General features: G+C 70.5%; 21 protein-coding genes. 10 read left to right on the top strand and 11 right to left on the bottom strand.

The genetic code is table 11. From position 1 onward, the window contains the following. Window positions 1-72: 72 nt before the first annotated feature. Complete coding sequence (locus VHD82_RS00605; protein ID WP_325695789.1) at window positions 73-684, top strand: helix-turn-helix domain-containing protein; 612 nt, start codon at window positions 73-75, stop codon at window positions 682-684. On the opposite strand, the gene VHD82_RS00600 is transcribed toward VHD82_RS00605, so the two are convergent. Both VHD82_RS00600 and VHD82_RS00595 read right to left on the bottom strand, forming a co-directional pair. Then, the gene (locus tag VHD82_RS00600; RefSeq protein WP_325695787.1) at window positions 641-1405 is read right to left on the bottom strand and encodes an SGNH/GDSL hydrolase family protein; all 765 of its coding nucleotides are present in this window, start codon (window positions 1403-1405) and stop codon (window positions 641-643) included. The genes VHD82_RS00605 and VHD82_RS00600 overlap by 44 nt on opposite strands. Continuing rightward, complete coding sequence (locus tag VHD82_RS00595) at window positions 1402-1923, bottom strand: CGNR zinc finger domain-containing protein (protein ID WP_325695785.1); 522 nt, start codon at window positions 1921-1923, stop codon at window positions 1402-1404. The genes VHD82_RS00600 and VHD82_RS00595 overlap by 4 nt, the downstream gene beginning before the upstream one ends. A 189-nt stretch (window positions 1924-2112) precedes the next feature. On the opposite strand from VHD82_RS00595, the gene VHD82_RS00590 reads away from it, so the two are divergent. After that, window positions 2113-2946 carry a patatin-like phospholipase family protein gene (locus tag VHD82_RS00590; RefSeq protein ID WP_325695783.1) on the top strand — a complete coding sequence of 278 codons (834 nt, stop codon included), beginning with the start codon at window positions 2113-2115 and terminating at the stop codon, window positions 2944-2946. 1 nt (window position 2947) lies between these two features. Here the strand turns inward: VHD82_RS00590 and VHD82_RS00585 are convergent, their stop codons facing one another. Beyond that, window positions 2948-3373, bottom strand: coding sequence for an Hsp20/alpha crystallin family protein (locus VHD82_RS00585; RefSeq protein WP_325695781.1), 426 nt, complete (start codon window positions 3371-3373; stop codon window positions 2948-2950). Further along, window positions 3370-3741, bottom strand: coding sequence for an STAS domain-containing protein (locus tag VHD82_RS00580; protein ID WP_325695779.1), 372 nt, complete (start codon window positions 3739-3741; stop codon window positions 3370-3372). Before VHD82_RS00580 ends, VHD82_RS00585 begins: the two co-directional genes overlap by 4 nt. A gap of 286 nt (window positions 3742-4027) precedes the next feature. On the opposite strand from VHD82_RS00580, the gene VHD82_RS00575 reads away from it, so the two are divergent. Beyond that, complete coding sequence (locus VHD82_RS00575) at window positions 4028-4858, top strand: hypothetical protein (RefSeq protein WP_325695777.1); 831 nt, start codon at window positions 4028-4030, stop codon at window positions 4856-4858. A gap of 1 nt (window position 4859) precedes the next feature. Here the strand turns inward: VHD82_RS00575 and VHD82_RS00570 are convergent, their stop codons facing one another. Then, window positions 4860-6029 carry a tyrosine-type recombinase/integrase gene (locus tag VHD82_RS00570; protein WP_325695775.1) on the bottom strand — a complete coding sequence of 390 codons (1170 nt, stop codon included), beginning with the start codon at window positions 6027-6029 and terminating at the stop codon, window positions 4860-4862. 188 nt (window positions 6030-6217) lie between these two features. Here VHD82_RS00570 and VHD82_RS00565 point away from each other — a divergent pair, with 188 nt between their 5' ends. Further along, complete coding sequence (locus VHD82_RS00565; RefSeq protein ID WP_325695770.1) at window positions 6218-7348, top strand: hypothetical protein; 1131 nt, start codon at window positions 6218-6220, stop codon at window positions 7346-7348. A gap of 329 nt (window positions 7349-7677) precedes the next feature. On the opposite strand, the gene VHD82_RS00560 is transcribed toward VHD82_RS00565, so the two are convergent. Further along, window positions 7678-8580: a LysR family transcriptional regulator gene (locus VHD82_RS00560; protein ID WP_325695769.1), complete on the bottom strand. Its 903-nt coding sequence runs from the start codon at window positions 8578-8580 to the stop codon at window positions 7678-7680. Window positions 8581-8768: 188 nt separating this feature from the next. On the opposite strand from VHD82_RS00560, the gene VHD82_RS00555 reads away from it, so the two are divergent. From VHD82_RS00555 to VHD82_RS00540, 4 genes are all read left to right on the top strand, one after another. Continuing rightward, complete coding sequence (locus VHD82_RS00555; RefSeq protein ID WP_325695767.1) at window positions 8769-9062, top strand: DUF1330 domain-containing protein; 294 nt, start codon at window positions 8769-8771, stop codon at window positions 9060-9062. 89 nt (window positions 9063-9151) lie between these two features. Beyond that, on the top strand, window positions 9152-9598 hold the full coding sequence (locus tag VHD82_RS00550) for a MarR family winged helix-turn-helix transcriptional regulator (RefSeq protein WP_325695764.1): 447 nt from the start codon (window positions 9152-9154) through the stop codon (window positions 9596-9598). After that, window positions 9591-10967 (top strand): MFS transporter, encoded by a 1377-nt coding sequence (locus VHD82_RS00545; protein ID WP_325695762.1) that lies wholly within the window; start codon window positions 9591-9593, stop codon window positions 10965-10967. Before VHD82_RS00550 ends, VHD82_RS00545 begins: the two co-directional genes overlap by 8 nt. Before the next feature lie 13 nt (window positions 10968-10980). Further along, on the top strand, window positions 10981-11526 hold the full coding sequence (locus VHD82_RS00540) for a cysteine hydrolase (RefSeq protein ID WP_325695760.1): 546 nt from the start codon (window positions 10981-10983) through the stop codon (window positions 11524-11526). A 341-nt stretch (window positions 11527-11867) separates the two neighbouring features. On the opposite strand, the gene VHD82_RS00535 is transcribed toward VHD82_RS00540, so the two are convergent. The 5 genes from VHD82_RS00535 to VHD82_RS00515 all read right to left on the bottom strand — a co-directional run bounded on the left by VHD82_RS00535 (window position 11868) and on the right by VHD82_RS00515 (window position 17456). Next, window positions 11868-12395, bottom strand: coding sequence for a YceI family protein (locus VHD82_RS00535; RefSeq protein WP_325695758.1), 528 nt, complete (start codon window positions 12393-12395; stop codon window positions 11868-11870). A 53-nt stretch (window positions 12396-12448) separates the two neighbouring features. Next, window positions 12449-15262 carry a penicillin acylase family protein gene (locus VHD82_RS00530; protein WP_325695756.1) on the bottom strand — a complete coding sequence of 938 codons (2814 nt, stop codon included), beginning with the start codon at window positions 15260-15262 and terminating at the stop codon, window positions 12449-12451. An 89-nt stretch (window positions 15263-15351) separates the two neighbouring features. Further along, window positions 15352-16146, bottom strand: a complete 795-nt coding sequence (locus tag VHD82_RS00525) for an oxidoreductase (protein WP_414637413.1) — start codon at window positions 16144-16146, stop codon at window positions 15352-15354. After that, window positions 16095-16766 carry an XRE family transcriptional regulator gene (locus tag VHD82_RS00520; protein WP_325695754.1) on the bottom strand — a complete coding sequence of 224 codons (672 nt, stop codon included), beginning with the start codon at window positions 16764-16766 and terminating at the stop codon, window positions 16095-16097. Before VHD82_RS00520 ends, VHD82_RS00525 begins: the two co-directional genes overlap by 52 nt. 258 nt (window positions 16767-17024) lie before the next feature. Beyond that, window positions 17025-17456, bottom strand: coding sequence for a MarR family winged helix-turn-helix transcriptional regulator (locus VHD82_RS00515; RefSeq protein ID WP_325695752.1), 432 nt, complete (start codon window positions 17454-17456; stop codon window positions 17025-17027). Between the two features lie 85 nt (window positions 17457-17541). Here VHD82_RS00515 and VHD82_RS00510 point away from each other — a divergent pair, with 85 nt between their 5' ends. Beyond that, on the top strand, window positions 17542-18084 hold the full coding sequence (locus VHD82_RS00510) for a zinc-binding alcohol dehydrogenase family protein (RefSeq protein WP_325695749.1): 543 nt from the start codon (window positions 17542-17544) through the stop codon (window positions 18082-18084). Beyond that, window positions 18059-18502 carry a zinc-binding dehydrogenase gene (locus VHD82_RS00505; protein ID WP_325695747.1) on the top strand — a complete coding sequence of 148 codons (444 nt, stop codon included), beginning with the start codon at window positions 18059-18061 and terminating at the stop codon, window positions 18500-18502. Before VHD82_RS00510 ends, VHD82_RS00505 begins: the two co-directional genes overlap by 26 nt. Window positions 18503-18533 lie beyond the last annotated feature (31 nt).

The following is an 18533-nucleotide window of genomic DNA, read 5'->3' as shown; positions in this document are numbered from 1 at the left end:
TCCAGCGGCGATGGACATTCACTTTCCGCGATCACCTCCCGGGCGGTGTTCACCAGGACATACCATCTCGGCGTGCCCGAACCGAAACCTCTGCGCGCGGACGCCCGGCGGAACCGGGTCCGGGTGCTCGAAGCCGCGGAGACCGTGTTCGCGCGGGACGGCACGAGCGCGCCCACCGAGGAGGTGGCGAAGGAGGCCGGGGTCGGGGTCGGCACCGTGTTCCGTCATTTCCCCACCAAGGAAGCCCTGCTCGAGGCCGTGCTCCTGGAGCGGATGCGCCGGTTCGCCGCTGACGCGACCACCTGGGCCGAGGCCGACGAACCGGGCACGGCGTTCTACGCGTTCCTGAGCCAGTGGGCCGACATGGCCGCGACCAAGAACGCCTACTCCGACGCCCTCGCCGCGGCCGGCGCGCGCGTGCCCAGGCTCGGTGCCGAGGTCGGCGCCGCGGTGCGCGACGCGCTCAACTGCCTGCTCAGCCGCGCACAGGAGGTCGGCGCCGTTCGCGACGACGTCGGGGTCACCGAGCTGATCGCGTTGATGGTCGGCGCCTCCCGTGCCGCCGAGCACCTCGGCGACGACCCGGCCCTGCGGCAACGGACGCTCGAGATCGTGTTCGACGGGCTGCGCCCGGCCGGGGTCAGGCCGGCCCGATCGGCTCGAGAGCAGGACGTTTCGCGGTGATCGTGTCGCCGGAGGACTCCTTGCGGATCCGGCGGCCCAGCCACGGCAGCGCGTGCTCGCGTGCCCAGCGCAGATCCTCGGCACGCTGGCGCCTGCGGTCCACCCGCGGCTTCGGTCCCAGCTCGGCCGGGGCGAGTTTGTTCGGCACGCCAAGGACATCCAGCACCGCGATCGCCACCTCGGTGTGGCCCAGCGCGTTGAGGTGCAACCGGTCGGCCGACCACATCCGCCGGTCGCGCAGCTGCCGCATCGCCCACATGTCCACCACCAGCGTGCCGTGCCGGGCGGCGAGGACGCGGATGTGCTCGTTGTAGATCGCGGTGCGGCCGCGCATCTTGCGGAACAACGGGTCCTCGACCCCGTCGACCCCGGTGAACAGCACGACCGTCGCCCCCGTGGCGGCGAGCCGGGCGACGGCCTCGTCGTAGGACGCGACGAGCGCGTCGATGTCGACCTTGGGGCGCATCAGGTCGTTGCCGCCGGCGTAGAGGGTGACCAGGTCGGGCTCCATTGCGAGCGCCGGTTCGAGCTGCTCGTCGAGCACCTGGCCGAGCAGCCTGCCGCGGATCGCGAGATTGGCGTAGCGGAAGGCGGGCTCCCCGGCGGCGAGCTGTTCGGCGACGCGGTCGGCCCAGCCGCGCACGCCGTTCGGCCGAGCCGGATCGTCGTCGCCGACGCCCTCGGTGAACGAATCCCCGATCGCCACTAAGCGCTTGCTCATGCACTGGACTCTATCCGGGCCCGGTGCTCCGCTACATGCACCCGGGTCGCGCACCGAGTGGAGCAGTACCGGCGCCGCCCGTTGCGCGAGGTGTCGACGAACACCAGTCCGCAGCCCTCGCGTGCGCAGACGCCCATCCGGTCCGGATCCTCACAGGCCAGATGCGCCAGCCCGCCCGCGGTGTAGGCCCGGGTGCGCTCCGTGCGGCCCGCATCCTCGCTCGCGTAGTGCAGGTGCGCGGGCATCCCGTTGTGCCGGGAAACGTAAGGGCGGCAAGCGGAATCGGCCAGCAGCCGGTTCACCAGCCCGACCCTGGTGTCCACATCGGACGCTTCGAACACGGCACGCAGGCGGCGCCCCCAGGCGATCGCGTCGGCGGCCTCGGCTGCCGAGAGCCGCGTGATCGACATCCCCGCTTCGCGCATCATCGCGAGCAGCTCGGCCGGCGCCGCGTCCTGGAGGTTGACCAGTCCCGCGGCGACCTGGGCGGCCGAGCCGCCGTAAGGGTTGAAATGCACTTGTCCATTACAGCAGGCTGGGTGCATGGTCCACCAGTGCCCCGGCTGCGGCTGTCCCGTCGCCGAACTGATCGCCCGCTCCGGCCACCGGTCCTCGGCGGGCCACGTTCGCTACCATCGCTGTATCTGTGGTCGATGGCTGGTCGAGGTGGAGGGAAACCTCGTGGCGTCGACCGGAAGCGGGGGATCATGACGGGGCGCGGGCTGGTGCTCGGCGGTGGCGGCGTGGCCGGTATCGCCTGGCAGACGGGATTGCTGGCCGGGCTCGCCGCCGAGGGCGTGCGCCTGGCCGAAGCCGATCTGTTCATCGGCACGTCCGCGGGCTCCACCGTCGCCGCGCAGCTGACCAGCGGGCTGCCGCTGGAGGAGCTCTACCGCAGGCAGGTCGACCCCGCGCTGCAGACGACGGAACTGCCGTCGGTGGTGGATGCCGAGGCGCTCGCGGAGATGTTCGGGGCCGCCACGGAGGCCGACCCGGCGCAGCTCAGGGCACGGATCGGCCAGCTGGCGCTGGCCGCGCGGACCGTCCCGGAAGCCGACCGCCGTGCCGTGATCGAGGCGCGCCTGCCGGTACACACCTGGCCGGAGGCGGACCTGCGGATCGTCGCGGTGCACGCCGGCACCGGCGCGGAACGGATCTTCGACCGGCACTCCGGGGTCGGCCTGGTGGACGCGGTCGCGGCGAGCTGCGCCGTGCCCGGCAGCTGGCCACCGGTCACGATCGGCGACGCCCGCTACGTCGACGGTGGCGTGCGCTCGCCGGAGAACGCCGATCTGGCGGCCGGCTGCGCGAAGGTGCTGGTGGTGAAGGCGATGAACATCCCGGGGATGAACGAGCTCGAAGCGCAGGTGGCGGCACTGGAGGCGCAGGGCAGCCTGGTCACCGTGACGGAGCCGGACGAAGCCTCGCTCGCCGCGATCGGGGTCAACCCGCTCGACCCCGCCGTGCGGGAGCCTGCCGCGAAGGCCGGCTACAGCCAGGGGCTGCGGGCGGCCGCCGCGCTTGCCGGGTTCTGGGGCTGAGTCAACGGGTGCGGAGCTTGCTCACCGAGATCGTGAGCAGGCCGCGGTCGAGGTTCGCCTGCATGCTCCGCGCGTCGGCGCTCAGCGGCAGCGTGCTGCGGTAGCAGAACCGGCCGCTGCGCCGCACGCTGTCGGGTGCGCTGCCCTTGGCCGGCACCTCACCGCTGACGCACAGGTCGCGCACCCGCACCTCGACCAGCACGTTGTCGCAGCAGGCACCGGGCAGCTCCACTTCGAACACGAAACCCCGTTCGGTCTCCTGAATGCCGACCACGGGTTTCCAGGCGCCGGGCGTGGCCCAGCCGGGGGAGAGCACCGGCCGCATCCGTTCGGTGAACCCGGAGAGCAGGGACAGGGGCTCGGCCGGGAGCCCGGTGCAGGGCTCGGGCTGGGCGACCGCGCGTCGTATCGGGACGGACTCGTTCATTGGTCCTGCCTCCGTTGCGGCGACACGGCGGCGGGGGAAGCGGGGTGCACCACGTCGAACTCGATACCGCGCTGGCGGGCGCGTAGCTCCGCGACGGCGAGCACCGAGGCGCCCTCGGTGTCCAGAGTGTCCACTTCGGACAGATCCAGCACGAGGCGGCGCAGCGTGCCCCGCAGGCGGCTGGTGAGCAGCTCGGCGAGACGCGGCGCGGTCGACCAGTCGAGCTCGCCGGCGATGACGACCACCGCGGTGTCCGGCGTGGGGCGGCGCACCTGCAGGCGCAGCCGGTGCGGGATGACGGGCTCGGTCCGGCGCTGACGCGGGAACCCGGCGAGGTGATGCGAGGAAGAAGATCTTGCGGCGGTCACGATGGTGCCTCCTGGAGCCACCGCGCAGCGGGACGGGACAGCCGGACGGAAAGCAGTCGCGGGCCCCGCCGGTAGGGCGGCGCGGGATGTTCGTCGGCGACGGCTGCCGGTTGAACCGTTCGTTCCAGTGTAGGGGAAATCACTCACCCGCGACACACACCGGCCCCAACGGCCCAGGTCGGCGCCGGGGGCGGCGAATTTCGCCCGGCGCACGGAGCGCGGAACGATCACCGGGCGCGGCACGTCGGACGGGACGGAGTTGCCCGCCACCCGAGAGGAACACGCCGTGAACGACGCCTGGCCCGAGACCGTGGGCGGCTGGGAACTCGCCCGGCACGGCGACATCGAGAACTACCGCAGGCGCTTGACGAACAACGTCACGGTCACCGCGGTCTGGGAGAACAAGGCCGGGACCGGCAGGCTGAAAGCCCACGTCGAAACGCTGGGTGTGGGGCGCACGCTGACCAGCAGCCGCACGGACTTCACGGACAAGGAGGCGTTCTGGACCGCCGCGCGCTGCGTCCTCGACATGGCCGCGAACCTGCCGTCGGTCGGCGCGGGCAACGAGAGCCCGGCCGAGTCGGCGTTGGCCGGTGAGGTCGCCGGCAGCGTCGAGGCCGAACCGGGCAGCAACGGCGTCCCGGAGGCGGAGCTGACCTTCACCCTGGTCGACGGACGCACGGTCACCTTGATCCTGTCCGACGAGCAGGCGTTCGACCTGACCAGTGCCATCGACGGCCTCGACCGGCATGTGTGGTTCGAGCAACGCGACGAATCCGGGGACGAATCCGGGGATGAGGACGCCCCGGCCGACGATGTCGAGGTGGAGCCCGTCGAGGTGCCCGACGTCGAAGAGGTCCGCGCGGCGCCTGACACCGGCCACGACGTGGTCACCCTGTTGGAGTCGCAGTTCGGGGTCACCGAGGACTACCTCATGGCGCACGTCGACTGGTCGGCGCTGATCGTCGTCGGCGAACCCGCGGTGAGTTCCCTGCTCCAGCGCGGCGCCGAACTGCAGGCCGCGCTGGCGCCCCGCTGGTACCCGGTCGTCGCGCAGCGGCCGGGTGAGCAGTGGATCGTGCTGCGGCGCACCGGGTTGTACTACGGCCGCGAGTGACTCAGCCGTCCTGGACGAGCCGCAGGTGCCGTTTGTCAGCGGGCGCGCGGCTCGTGCCCGGGGCGGCGGGTGGCGGCGTCGTTCCGCTGGTGAGGTCGGCCAGCATCTGGGTGGTCTGGCGGCGCCGGGTGCGGCGGACGTAGATCAGCGTGGTCGCGACGCTCTCGTGCCCCAGCAGGTCGGAGAGGTCTTCGAGCGCGACGCCCTGTTCGTAGGCCAGGAATCCGACGCTGTGCCGCAGCGAGTGCGGAACGACATCGTCGGGTGCGTCGAGGCCCGCGCCGCGGGCGGCCGTGTGCAGGAGGTTCGCCAGGTCTCGCTGGGTGAGCGGGCGCCCGGTGCCGGTGGCAAACAGCCAGCCTGAGAGTTCGGCGGCCGGGGTCTGTTCCCGTTCGGCACGGACGGACAGGTAGTCGTCCAGCGCGAGTTCCGCCTGGCCCAGCACGTCTGCCTTCTTGCGGTGGCCGCCTTTGTTGACGTAGCGGAGGATCCGGTGGCCCTGGTCGATGCCGAGGTCGCCGTCCGGGCCGATCCGCGCGTGCAGGATCGCGCCGGAGCGGACACCGGTGGTGGACATGATCTCCAGGATCGCCCGGTCACGTAGCGCCGCTTCACTGCGGAGGCGTCCGGCGCGGGCACGGACGTAGCCGAGCAGGGCGACGAGCTCGTCGTAGGTGAGCGCGCGGGTCAGGGATTCGGTGTGGTCGCGCTTGTTCCGGGCGACCAGCCGGGCCGGGTTGTCGTCGTGCACGCGATTGTTGATCAGCTCGGTGTACCAGGCCGATACCGCCGCGAGCCGGGCGTTGTAGGTGGCGGGACTCGTGGGGCCGAGGCCGGCGATCCAGTCTTTGACGTCGGCGAGGCGCGCGTTGAGCGGGTCGACGCGGTGCCAGCCGCAATAGGACAGCCACAGCGAGAGACCGCGCCAGTAGGAACGCCGGGTCTGGTGGCTTTTCATATGCCGGAACCAGGCCCGCGTGACGGGCCGGGCGCCGTACCGGTCGGCCGGGTCTTCGGCGGGCAGGGCGGGCAGCTCGGCGATCGCGTCACGCAGGAGGTCGGCGAGCTCGGCCGCATCGGGTTCGCGCGCGGGCAGCGGCCGGGGCTCGTACGGCGCGAGCGAGATAGGGGAGAGGTCGTCGCTCGCGGGCGATCCGTTCCGGGGCTCCATGTTGCTCCACACCTCGACCGAGTTTCGTCACCGTGACGATCACGGCTTTCGTCGTCCAAGTTCCGACCGGCCCGATCCTAGCGCATACACTCGCGATAACCGGGATTATCGAGGGCTTCTCGCAATCAGATTCATGAAAGATAATGAGTTATTTCCAATCAAGAATGCGATACTGGTAGACTAGTGCCGTGGAAGAAATCGCAGATCAGAGGCTTGAGACTCCGGCACCGCCGCGCCGGGATGCCGACGGACGTCGCGAGCCCCCGCTGGACGCGGACCTGTGCCGGTTCTGCCAGCGGCATCCGCGCAAGGGCCTTGGCGGGCGTGGGCGCACTGCCGACACCTGCGACCATGTGTGGGCGGTCGACGAGAAGGGGCGCGAAGTGACCTGCGCCCGCCTGGACGAGGCCGACCAGGTCATCCACGCCACCTACGGGGCGGCGTTCCCCGGCCTCGACCTCGCCGGATTCGGTCGTGACGTTTCGGCGGCGCTGGCCGTGATCACGCCGCTGCAGCAGGGCCTCGCGGCGCTGGACAACCGGCTCGACGAAGAAGTGACCGCAGCCAAAGAAGCTGCCGCCGAGGCCGAAGCCGCGCGCGACGCGGCACTGACACGCGCGGCGCAGGCCGACGCTCACGCCGCCGAAGCAGAAGAGCGGGCCGTGTCGGCGGAGCGCGCAGCGCGGGAAGCCGAAGCGAAGGCCGCCGACGCCGCGCAACAAGCGGCACGGGACCGCGCGGCCGCCCAGCAGGCCACAGCCGACCGGATCGCCGCGCAGGGCAAGGCTGAGGCGCTGGAAGCCCAGGTCGACCGGCTGTCCGCGGAGCAACGCCAGGCAGCGGAGCGCATCGAAGACCTCACCCGCGACGTCGCCGCCCGCGGCACGGAGGCCGAAGCCGCCCACGCCCGTGCCCGCAGCCTCGAACAGGACCTGCGGGACGCCACCGAACGCCATCGCGCCGAACTCGGCGAACTCCACGGCCGGTACGAGCAGGCGTTGGCCGACCTGCGCGCGCAGGACCAAGCCGCGCGCCGCCAGTTGCAGGACGACTACGACCAGCACACCCGTGTCCTGCGCGAGGAACACCAGGTGGCACTCGACGCCGAACGGGCACGCACTTCCGAACAAGCCGCCGCCCGCGCCCGAGCCGAAATCGCCGTCGACGAGGCCCGCGCAGGCACGGCGTCTGTCTTTCAGGCCGCCGAACGAACAGCGAGCCGGCTGACCGTACTGCGTGAGGGCGTGCTCACTGCCCTGGCCGACGAACCGCAGCAACTGCCCGGAACCCTGCGGGAGCTGCTCGCCGCCACGGGATAGCCGTGGCCTCCGGGAGAAAGCGGTCGGTTACGGCTGGGTAGGCTCCTGGCCAGGGGATCTTCAGGCTCTGGCGGAGGTGCTGGGTGGTCGCGCCGATGTGCACGGACGAGGAGCCGGAGGACCTGCGGTGCTTCCCGGAGATCGCCCGGCAGGAGCTGTTCCGGTTTTCGCCCCGGCCCCTGCGGACCTGGCATTCGTCAATCCCGGACGCGGCCGCGCGGATCGGCTTGGGCTGGCCGTGGCCCTGCGCAGCCCGCTGTGGCTGGGGTTCGTGCTCGACGATGTCGCCTCGGCGCCGCCGGCGTTCGTCTCGCCCGACCTCTTGCGTGTCAGTCCGGTAGCCAATGCAGTTCGTGCGCCAGGGTTTTGGCGACGGCACGGATGCGTCGGTGCAGCGGCGACTGCTCGCGTGGGAGGACCAGGTGGATCGTCAGGCTGGACGCGCCCCGCAGCGGCCGCCAGGTGAGACCGGCCGGTTGTACCGTGACCGCGGCTTCTCCGGCCGGGGCGAGGGTGAGCCCGTCACGCAGGTCGCGCTGAGACATGTCGAACGAGACTGCGGGCGTGTGGAATCGGGACTGTGGCCGGGTGTGCCGGAACACTGCGGACAGCTGATCGTGGATGACGGGGTTGGTCGCACGGTCCGGGAGCCGCAGCGGATACGCGGCCGCGTCGGCGATGTCGATCTCCGGGTGTTCGGCCAGCGGATGGTGCTGTGCCAGCTGGACCCCGACCCGCTCACGCCGCAGCAGGAACCGGCGCACGCCACGGCCCGGCTGTTCACCACGGGTGATCCCGGCATCGATGCGGCCGTCGGCGACCGCGGGAGAGATCTCCGGTGTCGCCATCGGGACCGCGCCGACCTCGAGGCCGCTGTTGCCGTGAATCAGCCTGTCCACCAGCGCCGGTGCCGTCTCGGCCCCGGCGCTGAGGCTGTATCCGATGCGCAGCGTGCCCAGTTCACCGGACGCCGCGCTCCGGGCGGTGGCCCATGCCCGGTCGAGCGTCGCCAGCGCGGGCGGCGCGGACTCCGCCAAAGCCGCACCGGCTGTGGTCAATACGACGCTACGTGTGTTGCGGACCAGCAGGGCCGTACCGAGTTCCGCCTCCAATCGGCGCATCCGGGCGCTGAGTGCGGGCTGTGCGATACCGATCCGTGCGGCCGCGCGCGTGAAGTTCAACTCCTGCGCCAGCACCAGGAAGTACCGCAGGCTCACCGTATCCGGCGCCATGTGCCCTCCCCGTCGATTGATAACGACCCGCTCTGAGCCTATCCCGTACCGGTCTTTCCCTCGACCGCGAATCAAGCCCTAACCTGCGCATATGGCGGTTCAACCGGCCGCAGTACCCGTCGCCGGGATCGGTCGACCGGGGTGTCGATGCGAAGACGGACGTGTCCGGCCGAACGCAGGAGGTTTCCATGGCCAAGGGCTACTGGGTGAGTGTCTACCCTGCCATTTCCGCCCCCGAGAGGCTGACTGCCTACGACAAGCTGGCCGGTCCGGCTGTCCGGGCCGGAGGCGGGCGGGTCCTGTCCCGTGGCGGTCGAGTCGTCGCCCACGAGGCAGGAATCACGCGACGCGTCGTTCTGATCGAGTTCGACAGCTTCGAACAGGCCGTCGGGGCATACGAGAGCGAGGCATACCAGAAGGCGCTGGTGGCCCTCCCCGACGGCGTCGAGCGCGACTTCCGCATCATCGACGGCATCGACTGACCGGCGGGCGCAGCGATCCCAGGAGCAATACAGCTCAATCTGTACAGGTAAAACTGTACAATTCAACCTGTGGGTTCTAGGGTGGCGGTATGAGTGAGAGCCCGCGTCTGTCGCCTTCGGCGGTTCAGGCTTCGCGTGAGGTCCGCGCGATCATCAGCCGTCTCCGGCGCCGGATCCTCAACGCCGCCGAAGACGAGGACCTCACGCTCGGGCAGGCGTCCGTGCTCGCCCGCCTGTCCGGCCGGCAGGGCGTCACCGCCAGCGAGCTCGCGGCCGCAGAGGGAGTGCGCCACCAGTCGATGACGACGACCATCGGCGCGCTGACCGCGTTGGGGCTGGTGGAACGCCACCCCGATCCCGAGGACGGGCGCCGCCTCCTGATCGCGCTGACCGGGGAAGGCCAGCGGCGGGTGGACGAAGGACGGCAGGCCCGGCACGAATGGCTCGCCGGTGAGTTGCAGCAGCGGTGCACGGAAGAGGAACGCCAGGCCGTGATCACCGCGATGGCGGTCCTGGAGCGCCTCACCCATGACTGACCAGAAAACGGCGGGGTTCGACCGGCGGCTGCTGCCGCCGATGATGCTGGGTTCGATCCTGAACCCGATCAACTCGACGATCATCGCCGTCACACTCGTCCCCATCGGTGACGCACTCGGCGCGCCGCCCGCGCAGACCGCGTGGCTGGTCTCGGCTCTCTACCTGGCCACCGCGCTCGGGCAGCCGGTCGTGGGCCGGCTCATCGACATTTTCGGCCCGCGCCGGCTGTTCCTCGTCAGCACGAGCCTGGTCGGGGTGGCTGGTGTCGTCGGCACCCTGGCCCCGAACCTGGGGGTGCTGATCGGCTCGCGGGTGCTGCTCGGGTTCGGCACCTGCGCCGGATATCCCGCCGCGATGGCGCTTGTGCGCAGTGAAGCCAGGCGAACCGGGCGGGACAGCCCCGGCGCGGTGCTGACCGCGCTGGCCGTGGCGAACCAGACCATCGCCGTGATCGGTCCGCTGCTGGGTGGCCTGCTGGTCGGGCTGGGTGGCTGGCGCGCCACCTTCGCGGTGAACGTGCCGCTGGCAGTGGTGGCTGTGCTGCTGGGTTTGTTCCGGCTGCCCAAAGAAGCCGGAACGGGGGAGTCGCCGGAGCGTGGGCGTCTCGCCGATCAGCTGGACTTGCCTGGCATGGGGCTGTTCGCGGTGATGCTGGTGTCGTTGCTGCTGTTCCTGATGAACCTGCACCTGCGCGACTGGTACCTGCTGCTGCTCGCCGTCGCCGCGAGCGTCGTGTTCGCGGTGCGGGAGCTGCGGGCTCCCACGCCGTTCATCGATCTGCGGGTGCTGGGCGGCAACACACCACTGTTGATCACCTACGGGCGTGCGCTGGTGGCGTACATCGTCGCCTACTGCTTCCTTTACGGGTTCACGCAGTGGACGGAGGACGGCTTCGGGCTCTCGCCCTTTCACGCGGGGCTGGTGCAGATCCCGATGTTCCTGGTCGCCATCGGCGTCTCCATCCTGACCGGCCGGCGCAAAGGGGTGCGCGGCAAGCTGCTCGTCGGCGCGCTCGGGCAGATCGCCGCCTGTGTGGTGATGCTGACGCTCGCCGGGGACAGTCCCGTGTGGATGCTGGCTCTCGTCGCGGTGATCTTCGGTATCCCGCAGGGGCTGAACAGCCTGGCATTGCAGAATTCCGTTTATTTCCAAGCGGATCCCGAGCGCACCGCGTCCTCGGCCGGTCTGCTGCGCACCTTCGCCTACATCGGCTCGATGGTGGCTTCCTCCACTACGGCCGCTTCGTTCGGGGCGCGCGCGGACACCGGCGGCATGCACCACCTCGCGTGGATCATGCTCGGTGCGGGCGTGCTCTACCTCCTCGCCACCGTCTTCGACCGCACCCTCGGCCACGTAGCCCGCACCTGAAAGGCCCGATTCCGTGCCCCGCACCGCTTTCCTCGCGATGGACCTCCAGCTCAACCACATCGGCCGCACGCCGGCCGACTACCTGCCGCGCGCCGTACGCGCCCTCGACACGGCGCGCGGCGCGGGTGTCCTGGTCGTTCACGTGGCGCTGCGGCTGCGCCCCGGTCACGTCGATGCCCACCCGCGCAACAAGACCTTCGGCTCCCTGCCCTCCCAGCTGTACACCGCGGACGACCCCGGCGCCGCGATCCACCCCGACGTCACGCCCGTGGACGGCGAGATCGTGGTGTACAAGAACCGGGTGAGTGCCTTCGCGGGCAACAACCTTCGGCAGATCCTGGCCGCCCAGGACGTCGATCACCTCGTCCTGGCGGGCATCGCCACCAGTGGCATCGTGCTGTCGACCGCGTTGCAGGCCGCCGACCTCGACTACCGGGTCACCGTCCTGTCCGATGCCTGCGCCGACCCCGACCCCGCGCTGCACGACACGCTCGTGAACGACGTCCTCGCCCGGCGTGGCGAAGTCGCCACCATCACGGAGTGGCAGCAGAGCCTGTGAAGCCCGCGCATACCGGGGACAAAGTGGGCCCACCTTCGGCGAGCGTCGCCCGACGGTGGCTGGGCAAACTGGTCGGATGAACGCCTACGACGGCACGCCCGCGCATGCCACCATGGACTGGGCGGGCGAGGCCAACCACGCCCAGCACGGCGATCCGGTCCAGGGTGCGGCGCGCTGGTCTACGAGGCGACCAGCCAGGACAAGCTGCCCACGCACCTGCCCCTCGGGCGCGACGCGATCGAGCGGCTGGAGGTGAAGATCGCCCGGCTGCGTGACGATCTGGCCTCATGGCGGGAAAAGTCAGCGGCCACCGCCCATCCCCGGCTGATCCGCGGTGGAACTCAGGCGCGGTCTGCGACCAGATCGAGTACGAGGTCGAGGTAACGGCCGGTCATGCCTTTCATCGCGGTGATACCGAAGGCGTAGCGGTCGACCCGGCTGTGGCCGCGGGCCCGCAGCGTGGTGCCCTCGACGGTCGCCGTCTCGAGGGTGACGTCGAGGGGTCCGCTGGTACCGCGGACGGTGAGCGTGCCGTGCAGGACCCACGTTCCGCCGGTCTGTTCCAGCCCGGTCGAGGCGAAGGTGATATCGGGGTGCTGATCGGTCTCCAGGTACTGGCCGGAGCGCACGGTCCGGTCCCGCCCGGCGTTGCCGGTGTCGATGCTCGCCGCGTCGATGGTGGCTGTCGCGGTGGAGCCCGCCACCGGGTCCGTGACGTTCAGTTCTCCTTCGCGGATCCGGAAGGTGCCGCGGACGGGGCCCAGGCCGAAGAAGTGCTTCGTCTTGAAGGACAGTCCGGACTGGGCCGCGTCGATGCGGTAGGTGCCGGCGGCGGGGATTTCGACGGCGCCGGCTTCGGTGTTGGTCATGGCGGCCAGTGTGGCCCGGATCGGCGGCGCGTGCCGGATTTTCGGCGAGAGATTCAGCGGTGTCCGGCGAATTGCACCACCTGCTGGAACGTCGGCCGGTTCTGCCAGGTGCTCGACGGGTCCGTCACCCCGCCCAGCGGCCGCTGCACGATCGAGTCGGCGCACCACTGCTGGCCCGCCGAGCAGTTGTCGTCGGCGGGGTAGACCGCCGACGCCGGTTCCGCGGCGGCTTGCGTCAGGCTCGTCAGCAGCGCCGTCCGGCACGCCGCGAGGTCACCGCCACCGCAGTAGGGCTGTCCGAGCGGGCCCGCGACCGGTTCCCCGAGCACGCTCCGCAGGTCTTTGTCCACATAGGACCACCAGCCGAGCTGGAACGCCGAACCCCGGTGCGGCACCGATTCGTTCGCGCTGGCGGATCCCGCGGACGGCCCGGTCTGGCCGTTGGACGGTGACTCGTTGATCTGCAGGGCGCCCGTCATCGCGGTGAACAGGTCCGGTCCCATGCCGGGGCCGAACTCGGCCTGCACGAGCAGCGGCCACCACGCGTCCATCACCCGGATCGCGTCCGCGTCGGTGTAGGTGTGGCTGCCGGGGGAAGTCTCGACCCGCTTGGCACCGTGGGCAAGCCACGTCCGCAGCTGCTCGACGGCCTTGGCCTGCGCGGGATCGGTGACCGTCTGTGAGTCGATCACCCGCAGCAGTTCCGGGAGCACGTCCTCGCCACGCAGGTCGGTGACCGCGGCGTCCTCCATCGCCTTGACCACGTCGGCGCGGCTGATCTTCGCGCCGCTGCGCACCAGGGCGCCCAGTCGCGAGTCGAGCAGATCCGAGCGGTGCACGCTGCCGTCACCGAACCCGGCCGCGGTGTAGCCGAGCGCTTGTTTGTTGTTCCAGGACACGTAATAGTCCTGCCCGATGGAGTTCGGATGCTGTGCAGCGGGGGTGTGTGCGTCGTCGTTGGTGGCCGGGTTCCAGCCGCTCCATTCGTACCGCGGTTCGCCGAGTATCGGCAGGTTCGGGTCGACCCCGGCGGGGCGGACCGGGTTCCAGCCGGAGTTGAAATAGGCGGCCTCGGTCGAGTTCACGTAGAACCAGTTGAAGGTGTAGTTGATCTGCGCGGCCGCCTGCTGGAACTGCTGCGCGGTCGCCATTTGCGCGGGGTCGTTGAACTTCTGGAAGCCGATGATGGAATCGGCCTCGTGGCGGTAGGTGGAGCGCTGGCTCGCGTAGGCGACGGGTTTGCCGCCGATCGTCGCCCGTGACTGCACCAGCCCGTAGCGGGTTCGGTAGACGATCAGCTTGTAGGAACCCTTCGCGGTGCTGTCGGCGATCGTGGGGCTCCACGCGTCGTCGACCTCGAGCGCTTCCATCGGCACGCACTGGCCGTTGTCGAGGTAGGCGCTCGAGTTCTTGGTGACCACCGAGCCGTCCGTGGTGCACAGGGTGACGGCGAAGGTGTCGGTGATGTCCTGGCTCGCGGAGGTGGCGCTCCACGCGTAGTCCTGACCGCGGCCGAGCTGCACGTAGAAGTTGGTGCCGGCGAACGCCACGCCGCGCGCGCTGATTCCCGGGCCCTGCAGTTCTTCCAGCATCAGCAGCTGCGGGGCGAAGTAGCCGGTCTGCGGGCCGAACACGGCGATCGGGTGCCCGTCGTCGGTGTGCCCGCCGGACACCACGAGCGCGTTGGACATGCCGTGCTTGTCCGAGAGCATGGCTCCGGGCAGCACGCCGTTGTCGAACATTCCCTTGGCGGGGCTGAGGTTCGCGGGTACCGCGACCTCGGCCTCGGCGTTGGTGACCGCCGACCCGGTGGGGTCGTAAACCTCTGTCTGCGGGGTGACCGAGCCGGGGTCGGGAGTGGCCACGCCCTCGGGGTTCGCGGGGCTGGCGCCGTAGGGGAACGTCTGTCCGTCGTGGAGGGTCAGGTCGGCCTCGGGGTCGTTCTGCTCACGGAAGGACTGCCACACCTGGTCGCCGAGCTGCGTACCGTATTTCGCCTCGGCCGCCTGTTTGACCAGTGCGGACTGGACCTCGCCACCACCGCCGGTGCCGAACAGCGCGCCGACCACGCCCGCGATCGCGATGAGGTCGGTCGGGGTGAACGGGGCGATCGTGCCTGCGTTGGTGATCGCGTCGACGTGGCCGGTGAGCACGTATTCGCCGGGGAAGTAGCGGCCGTCGTGCGACTGCTGGATGTAGGTGTTGAGGCCGTCGAGGTAGGCGGTGATGTCGCCGAGTGCCTGCGCGCCTTCGGGTCCGCTCTGCGCGATGCGGTCCACCTGTGCCTGCAGGTCCTGTTCGGTGTAGGGCGCGGCGGCCCAGAAGGTCTGCTCCAGTTCGCGGTTCGCTTCGGCGCCGCCGGCGAAGCCGCTCAGCTGGCCGCGCCCGACGTGGCGGAAGACGTCCATCATCCAGAGCCGGTCCTGGGCGGCGGCGTATCCGGCGCCGAACTCGGTGCCCGCGCGGGTGCTGCCGTAGACGTGCGGGATGCCGGACTTCTTGTCGCGCACGATCTTCACGTCCGAGCGTGGCTGGATCGTGCTGGCCACGTCAGCGGAGGCGACGCCGAACGAGGAGTCGTTGAAGTAGTCGTCGATCGTGTCGTTGGTGAGCTGCTGGTAATTCCCGGCGAGCTGCTCGTAGGGCTTGAGCTGGTCGTCGGTGTGCGCGGGCCGGGTGCCGAAGAGCCGGTTGGCGAGGATGTCGGCGAGCGTGGCGTTGCCGTTTTCGCCGGGCGGCAGGATGTCGTCGCACTGGCCAAGGCAGTAGCCGCCCGCGGCGGCGGCCCCGGCGGGCGCGCTGACTCCGGCGGTGAACGCGATGACGGCGGTGGCCAGCGCCACCAGTGTCCGGGCGGTCCGGGGCATGCGCACGCTCCTTCCGGCGGGGGCACGACATCGTGCGGAGCGAGACACTACCCGTCAGTAGGCGTATTACGAAAGTCCCTCACGTTTTCTCACCGGACCGGCGGAACGACGGTCACTCCGCCCTCGGCGGAGTCGGTGGAGCGGCTGAGTTTCTCCCAGGCGTCGAAGTCGTCCCGCACGCGCCGGCGACCGGCGGCGACCAGACGCAACGCGTCCGAGCCGAGCACGATGTGCACGGGCGGCTTCTCCGCGTCCAGGAGAGCGAGGATGGCGTCGCCCGCGCGATCGGGGTCGCCGATGCCCTGGCCCGCGAGGGCCTGGCGCCGGGTCCGGATCGGGTCGAACAGTGCGTCGTAGTCGGCGATGCTGCGTGGTGCGCGGACCAGCGACCTGCCCGCCCAGTCGGTTTTGAACGCGCCGGAGGCCACGGCGGTGACCCGCACGCCGAACTGGGTGACCTCCTGGGCGAGGGTGTCGGTGATGCCTTCCAGCGCGTGTTTGCTGCCTTCGTAGAACGCCAGCCCGGGGAAGGTGGTGTGCCCGCCCATCGAGGTGATGACGAAGATGTGGCCGCCGCGCCGTTCCCGCATACCGGGCAGGACGGCTTTCACGCTCGCGACCGTGCCGAAGACGTTGACCTCGAACTGGCGGCGCAGATCGGCCATCGACGACTTTTCGAAAGTGCCTTCGAGCCCGTAGCCGGCGTTGGCCACGAGTACGTCGATCGGGCCCAGTTCCGCTTCGCCGGCGCGCACCGTGGGGGCGATCCGGTCCTCGTCGGACAGGTCGAGGATGAAAGCGCGGGCATGGCGGGGTTGTGTCCGGGCGGTGGTCAGGACTCGGCGATGCCCCGGGCGGGCGCGCCGGTGGGTTCGCTGCCCCAGCTGGCCAGCAGTCGCAGGCGTTCCTGGGATGGCAAGCCGGCCGGCGCGGAGTAGACGACGAGCGAGTGGCCCGGGTCGGCGACCGAGGTGAAGATCTCGTACTGCAGTTCCAGGTCACCGGCGACCGGGTGGTGGAGGCGTTTGAGGCCGGTGCTGCGTTCCTGGACGCGGTGTTCCGACCACCACGCCGGGAACTCGGGCGAGTGCATCATCAGCTCACCGATCAGGTTGGCAATGCGCTGGTTTCGCGGCTGCGCGGCGGCGGCCAGCCGTAACCCGTGCACGTAGTCGCGGGCGGCGCGTTCCCAGTCGCACCACACCAGGCGGGCACGCGGGTCCAGCAGCGTCCAGCGCGCCATGCTGCGTTCCCGGCGCGGCAACTCGGCCACCTCCGGAAACAGCGACGCCCACAACGTGTTCCCGCCGGCGACGGTGAGGTTCCGGTCGCTCGCGAAAGCGGACGCCAGCTCCATCGACTCCAGCACCTGCCGCAACGCGGGCCGGAGCCGCGACGAGTGCTCGCCCGGGTCCTTGTGCCCGGCCGTGGTACCCCCGAGGGCGAACAGATGCCGCCGCTCGATGCCGTCGAACTGCAGCGCGTCGCAGAGGGCCTGCAGCACCTGTTCGGACGGCTGCCGGGCGCGGCCTTGTTCCAGCCGGGTGTAGTACTCGGTGCTGACCCGGCCAGCTGCGCGACCTCACCACGCCGCAGGCCCGCGACCCGGCGACCGGCGCCGAACTCGACCGGCAGACCGATCGCATCCGGTGTGAGCCCGGCGCGGCGGGCCCGCAGGAAGTCGCCAAAGTCGTTCTTGCCCATGCCTCAAGTCTGCTCTTGGCCCAGCTGATCACCGAGGTGATAGCCAGCCCTGCCAGTACTACGCACCAGGTGCCGCGGAGCGCACCAGCGCGGTGGCCAGTTCCGTGAGCTGCGCGCGTTCGCCCGGGGCGAGGCACCCGGTGAGCTCGAAGACCCGGCGGCTGATCTCGGCGGTGGCCTCCTCGGTGAGCCGTTTGCCTTGCGGGGTCAGGGAAACGAGCACGGCCCGGCCGTCGTGCGGCGACGGTGCGCGCCGCACCAGCCCGCGTTTCTCGGCGCGGCTGACGAGGCCGGTCATCGACGACTTGTCCAGGCCGAGATGGGCGCCGAGTTCGAGCATTCCGGCCTGGCGGTCCCGCAGTACGCCGAGCAGGCGGATCTGGATGATCGACAGCTCGTGTTCGGCGCCGACCGCGGACAGCAGTCGCTGTGTGAGGAAAGACAGCTGCACCAAAGCGTCCACGGTGTCGAGCGGAGTATCCGTGCTCATGGGCCTACCCTACTTGACCTAGTACGTGGCACAAACTACTCTCCAATTAGTACGTGCCACAAACCACTTCGCTCAGGGAGGCCCCATGTACGCCGCAGTGGTCCACGAGTTCGGCACACCGCCCTGCTACGAGCAATTCGAGACACCGAGACCGGCGGGGGAGCACGAGGTGCTCGTCGACGTCCTGGCCGCCGGGCTGCACCCGCGGGTGCGTTCGTCCGCCGACGGCAGCCACTACAGCTCCGAAGGCACGTTGCCGCTGATCCCCGGCGTCGACGGCGTCGGGCGCACCGCCGAGGGCGAGTTGCTCTACTTCGTCGCAGTGGACGACGCCGTGGGCACGATGGCCGAGAAGGCGGTGGCCGACCGCCGCCGCACCGTTGCGCTGTCCTCGGCCGCCGACCCGATCGCCGTGGCGGCGGCGATGAACCCGGGCATGTCGTCATGGGTCGCGCTGCGGCGGCGCGCCGGGCTCGAGCCGGGGCAGTCCGTTCTCGTCCTCGGTGCAACGGGCAACGCCGGGCAACTGGCGGTGCAGATCGCCAAGCACCTGGGCGCCGCGCGCGTATGTGGGCGCCGGCCGTTCACCGGAACGGCTGGAAATGGTGCGGCGCATCGGCGCCGATGAGGTGGTCAACCTCGGCGACGGCGCGGACAGCCTGGCGCGCGCGGCCGCGGACGTCGACGTGGTGCTCGACTACCTGTGGGGCGAGCCGACGGAACAGGCGATGCGCACCCTGCTGACCGCTCGTGCGGACCGGGCAAAACCGTTGACGTGGACGCAGATCGGGTCGGTGGCGGGTGCGGAGATCACGCTGCCGTCGTTCCTGCTGCGCGCGGGTGCCCTGAACATCCTCGGCAGCGGACAGGGTTCGGTGACCACCGCCGGCATCGTCGCCGAGCTGCCCGCGCTGGCCGACGAGATCGCCAAAGGCACGCTCGCGATCGACCCGCTGCCGTTCCCGTTGGAGCAGGTGGAAAAGGCGTGGCAGGCCCCGGCCGCTCCGGGGCAGCGCGTGGTGCTCACCGGCCCCGCCGGGCACTGACGGCGTTTTTCCTTGCCGGAAAAGGGGAAGC

Source organism: Amycolatopsis sp. (genome assembly GCF_035546795.1).
Lineage (GTDB): Bacteria > Actinomycetota > Actinomycetes > Mycobacteriales > Pseudonocardiaceae > Amycolatopsis_E.
Note: the sequence above shows the minus strand (reverse complement) of the source record. Positions and strands in the feature narration are given on the sequence as shown.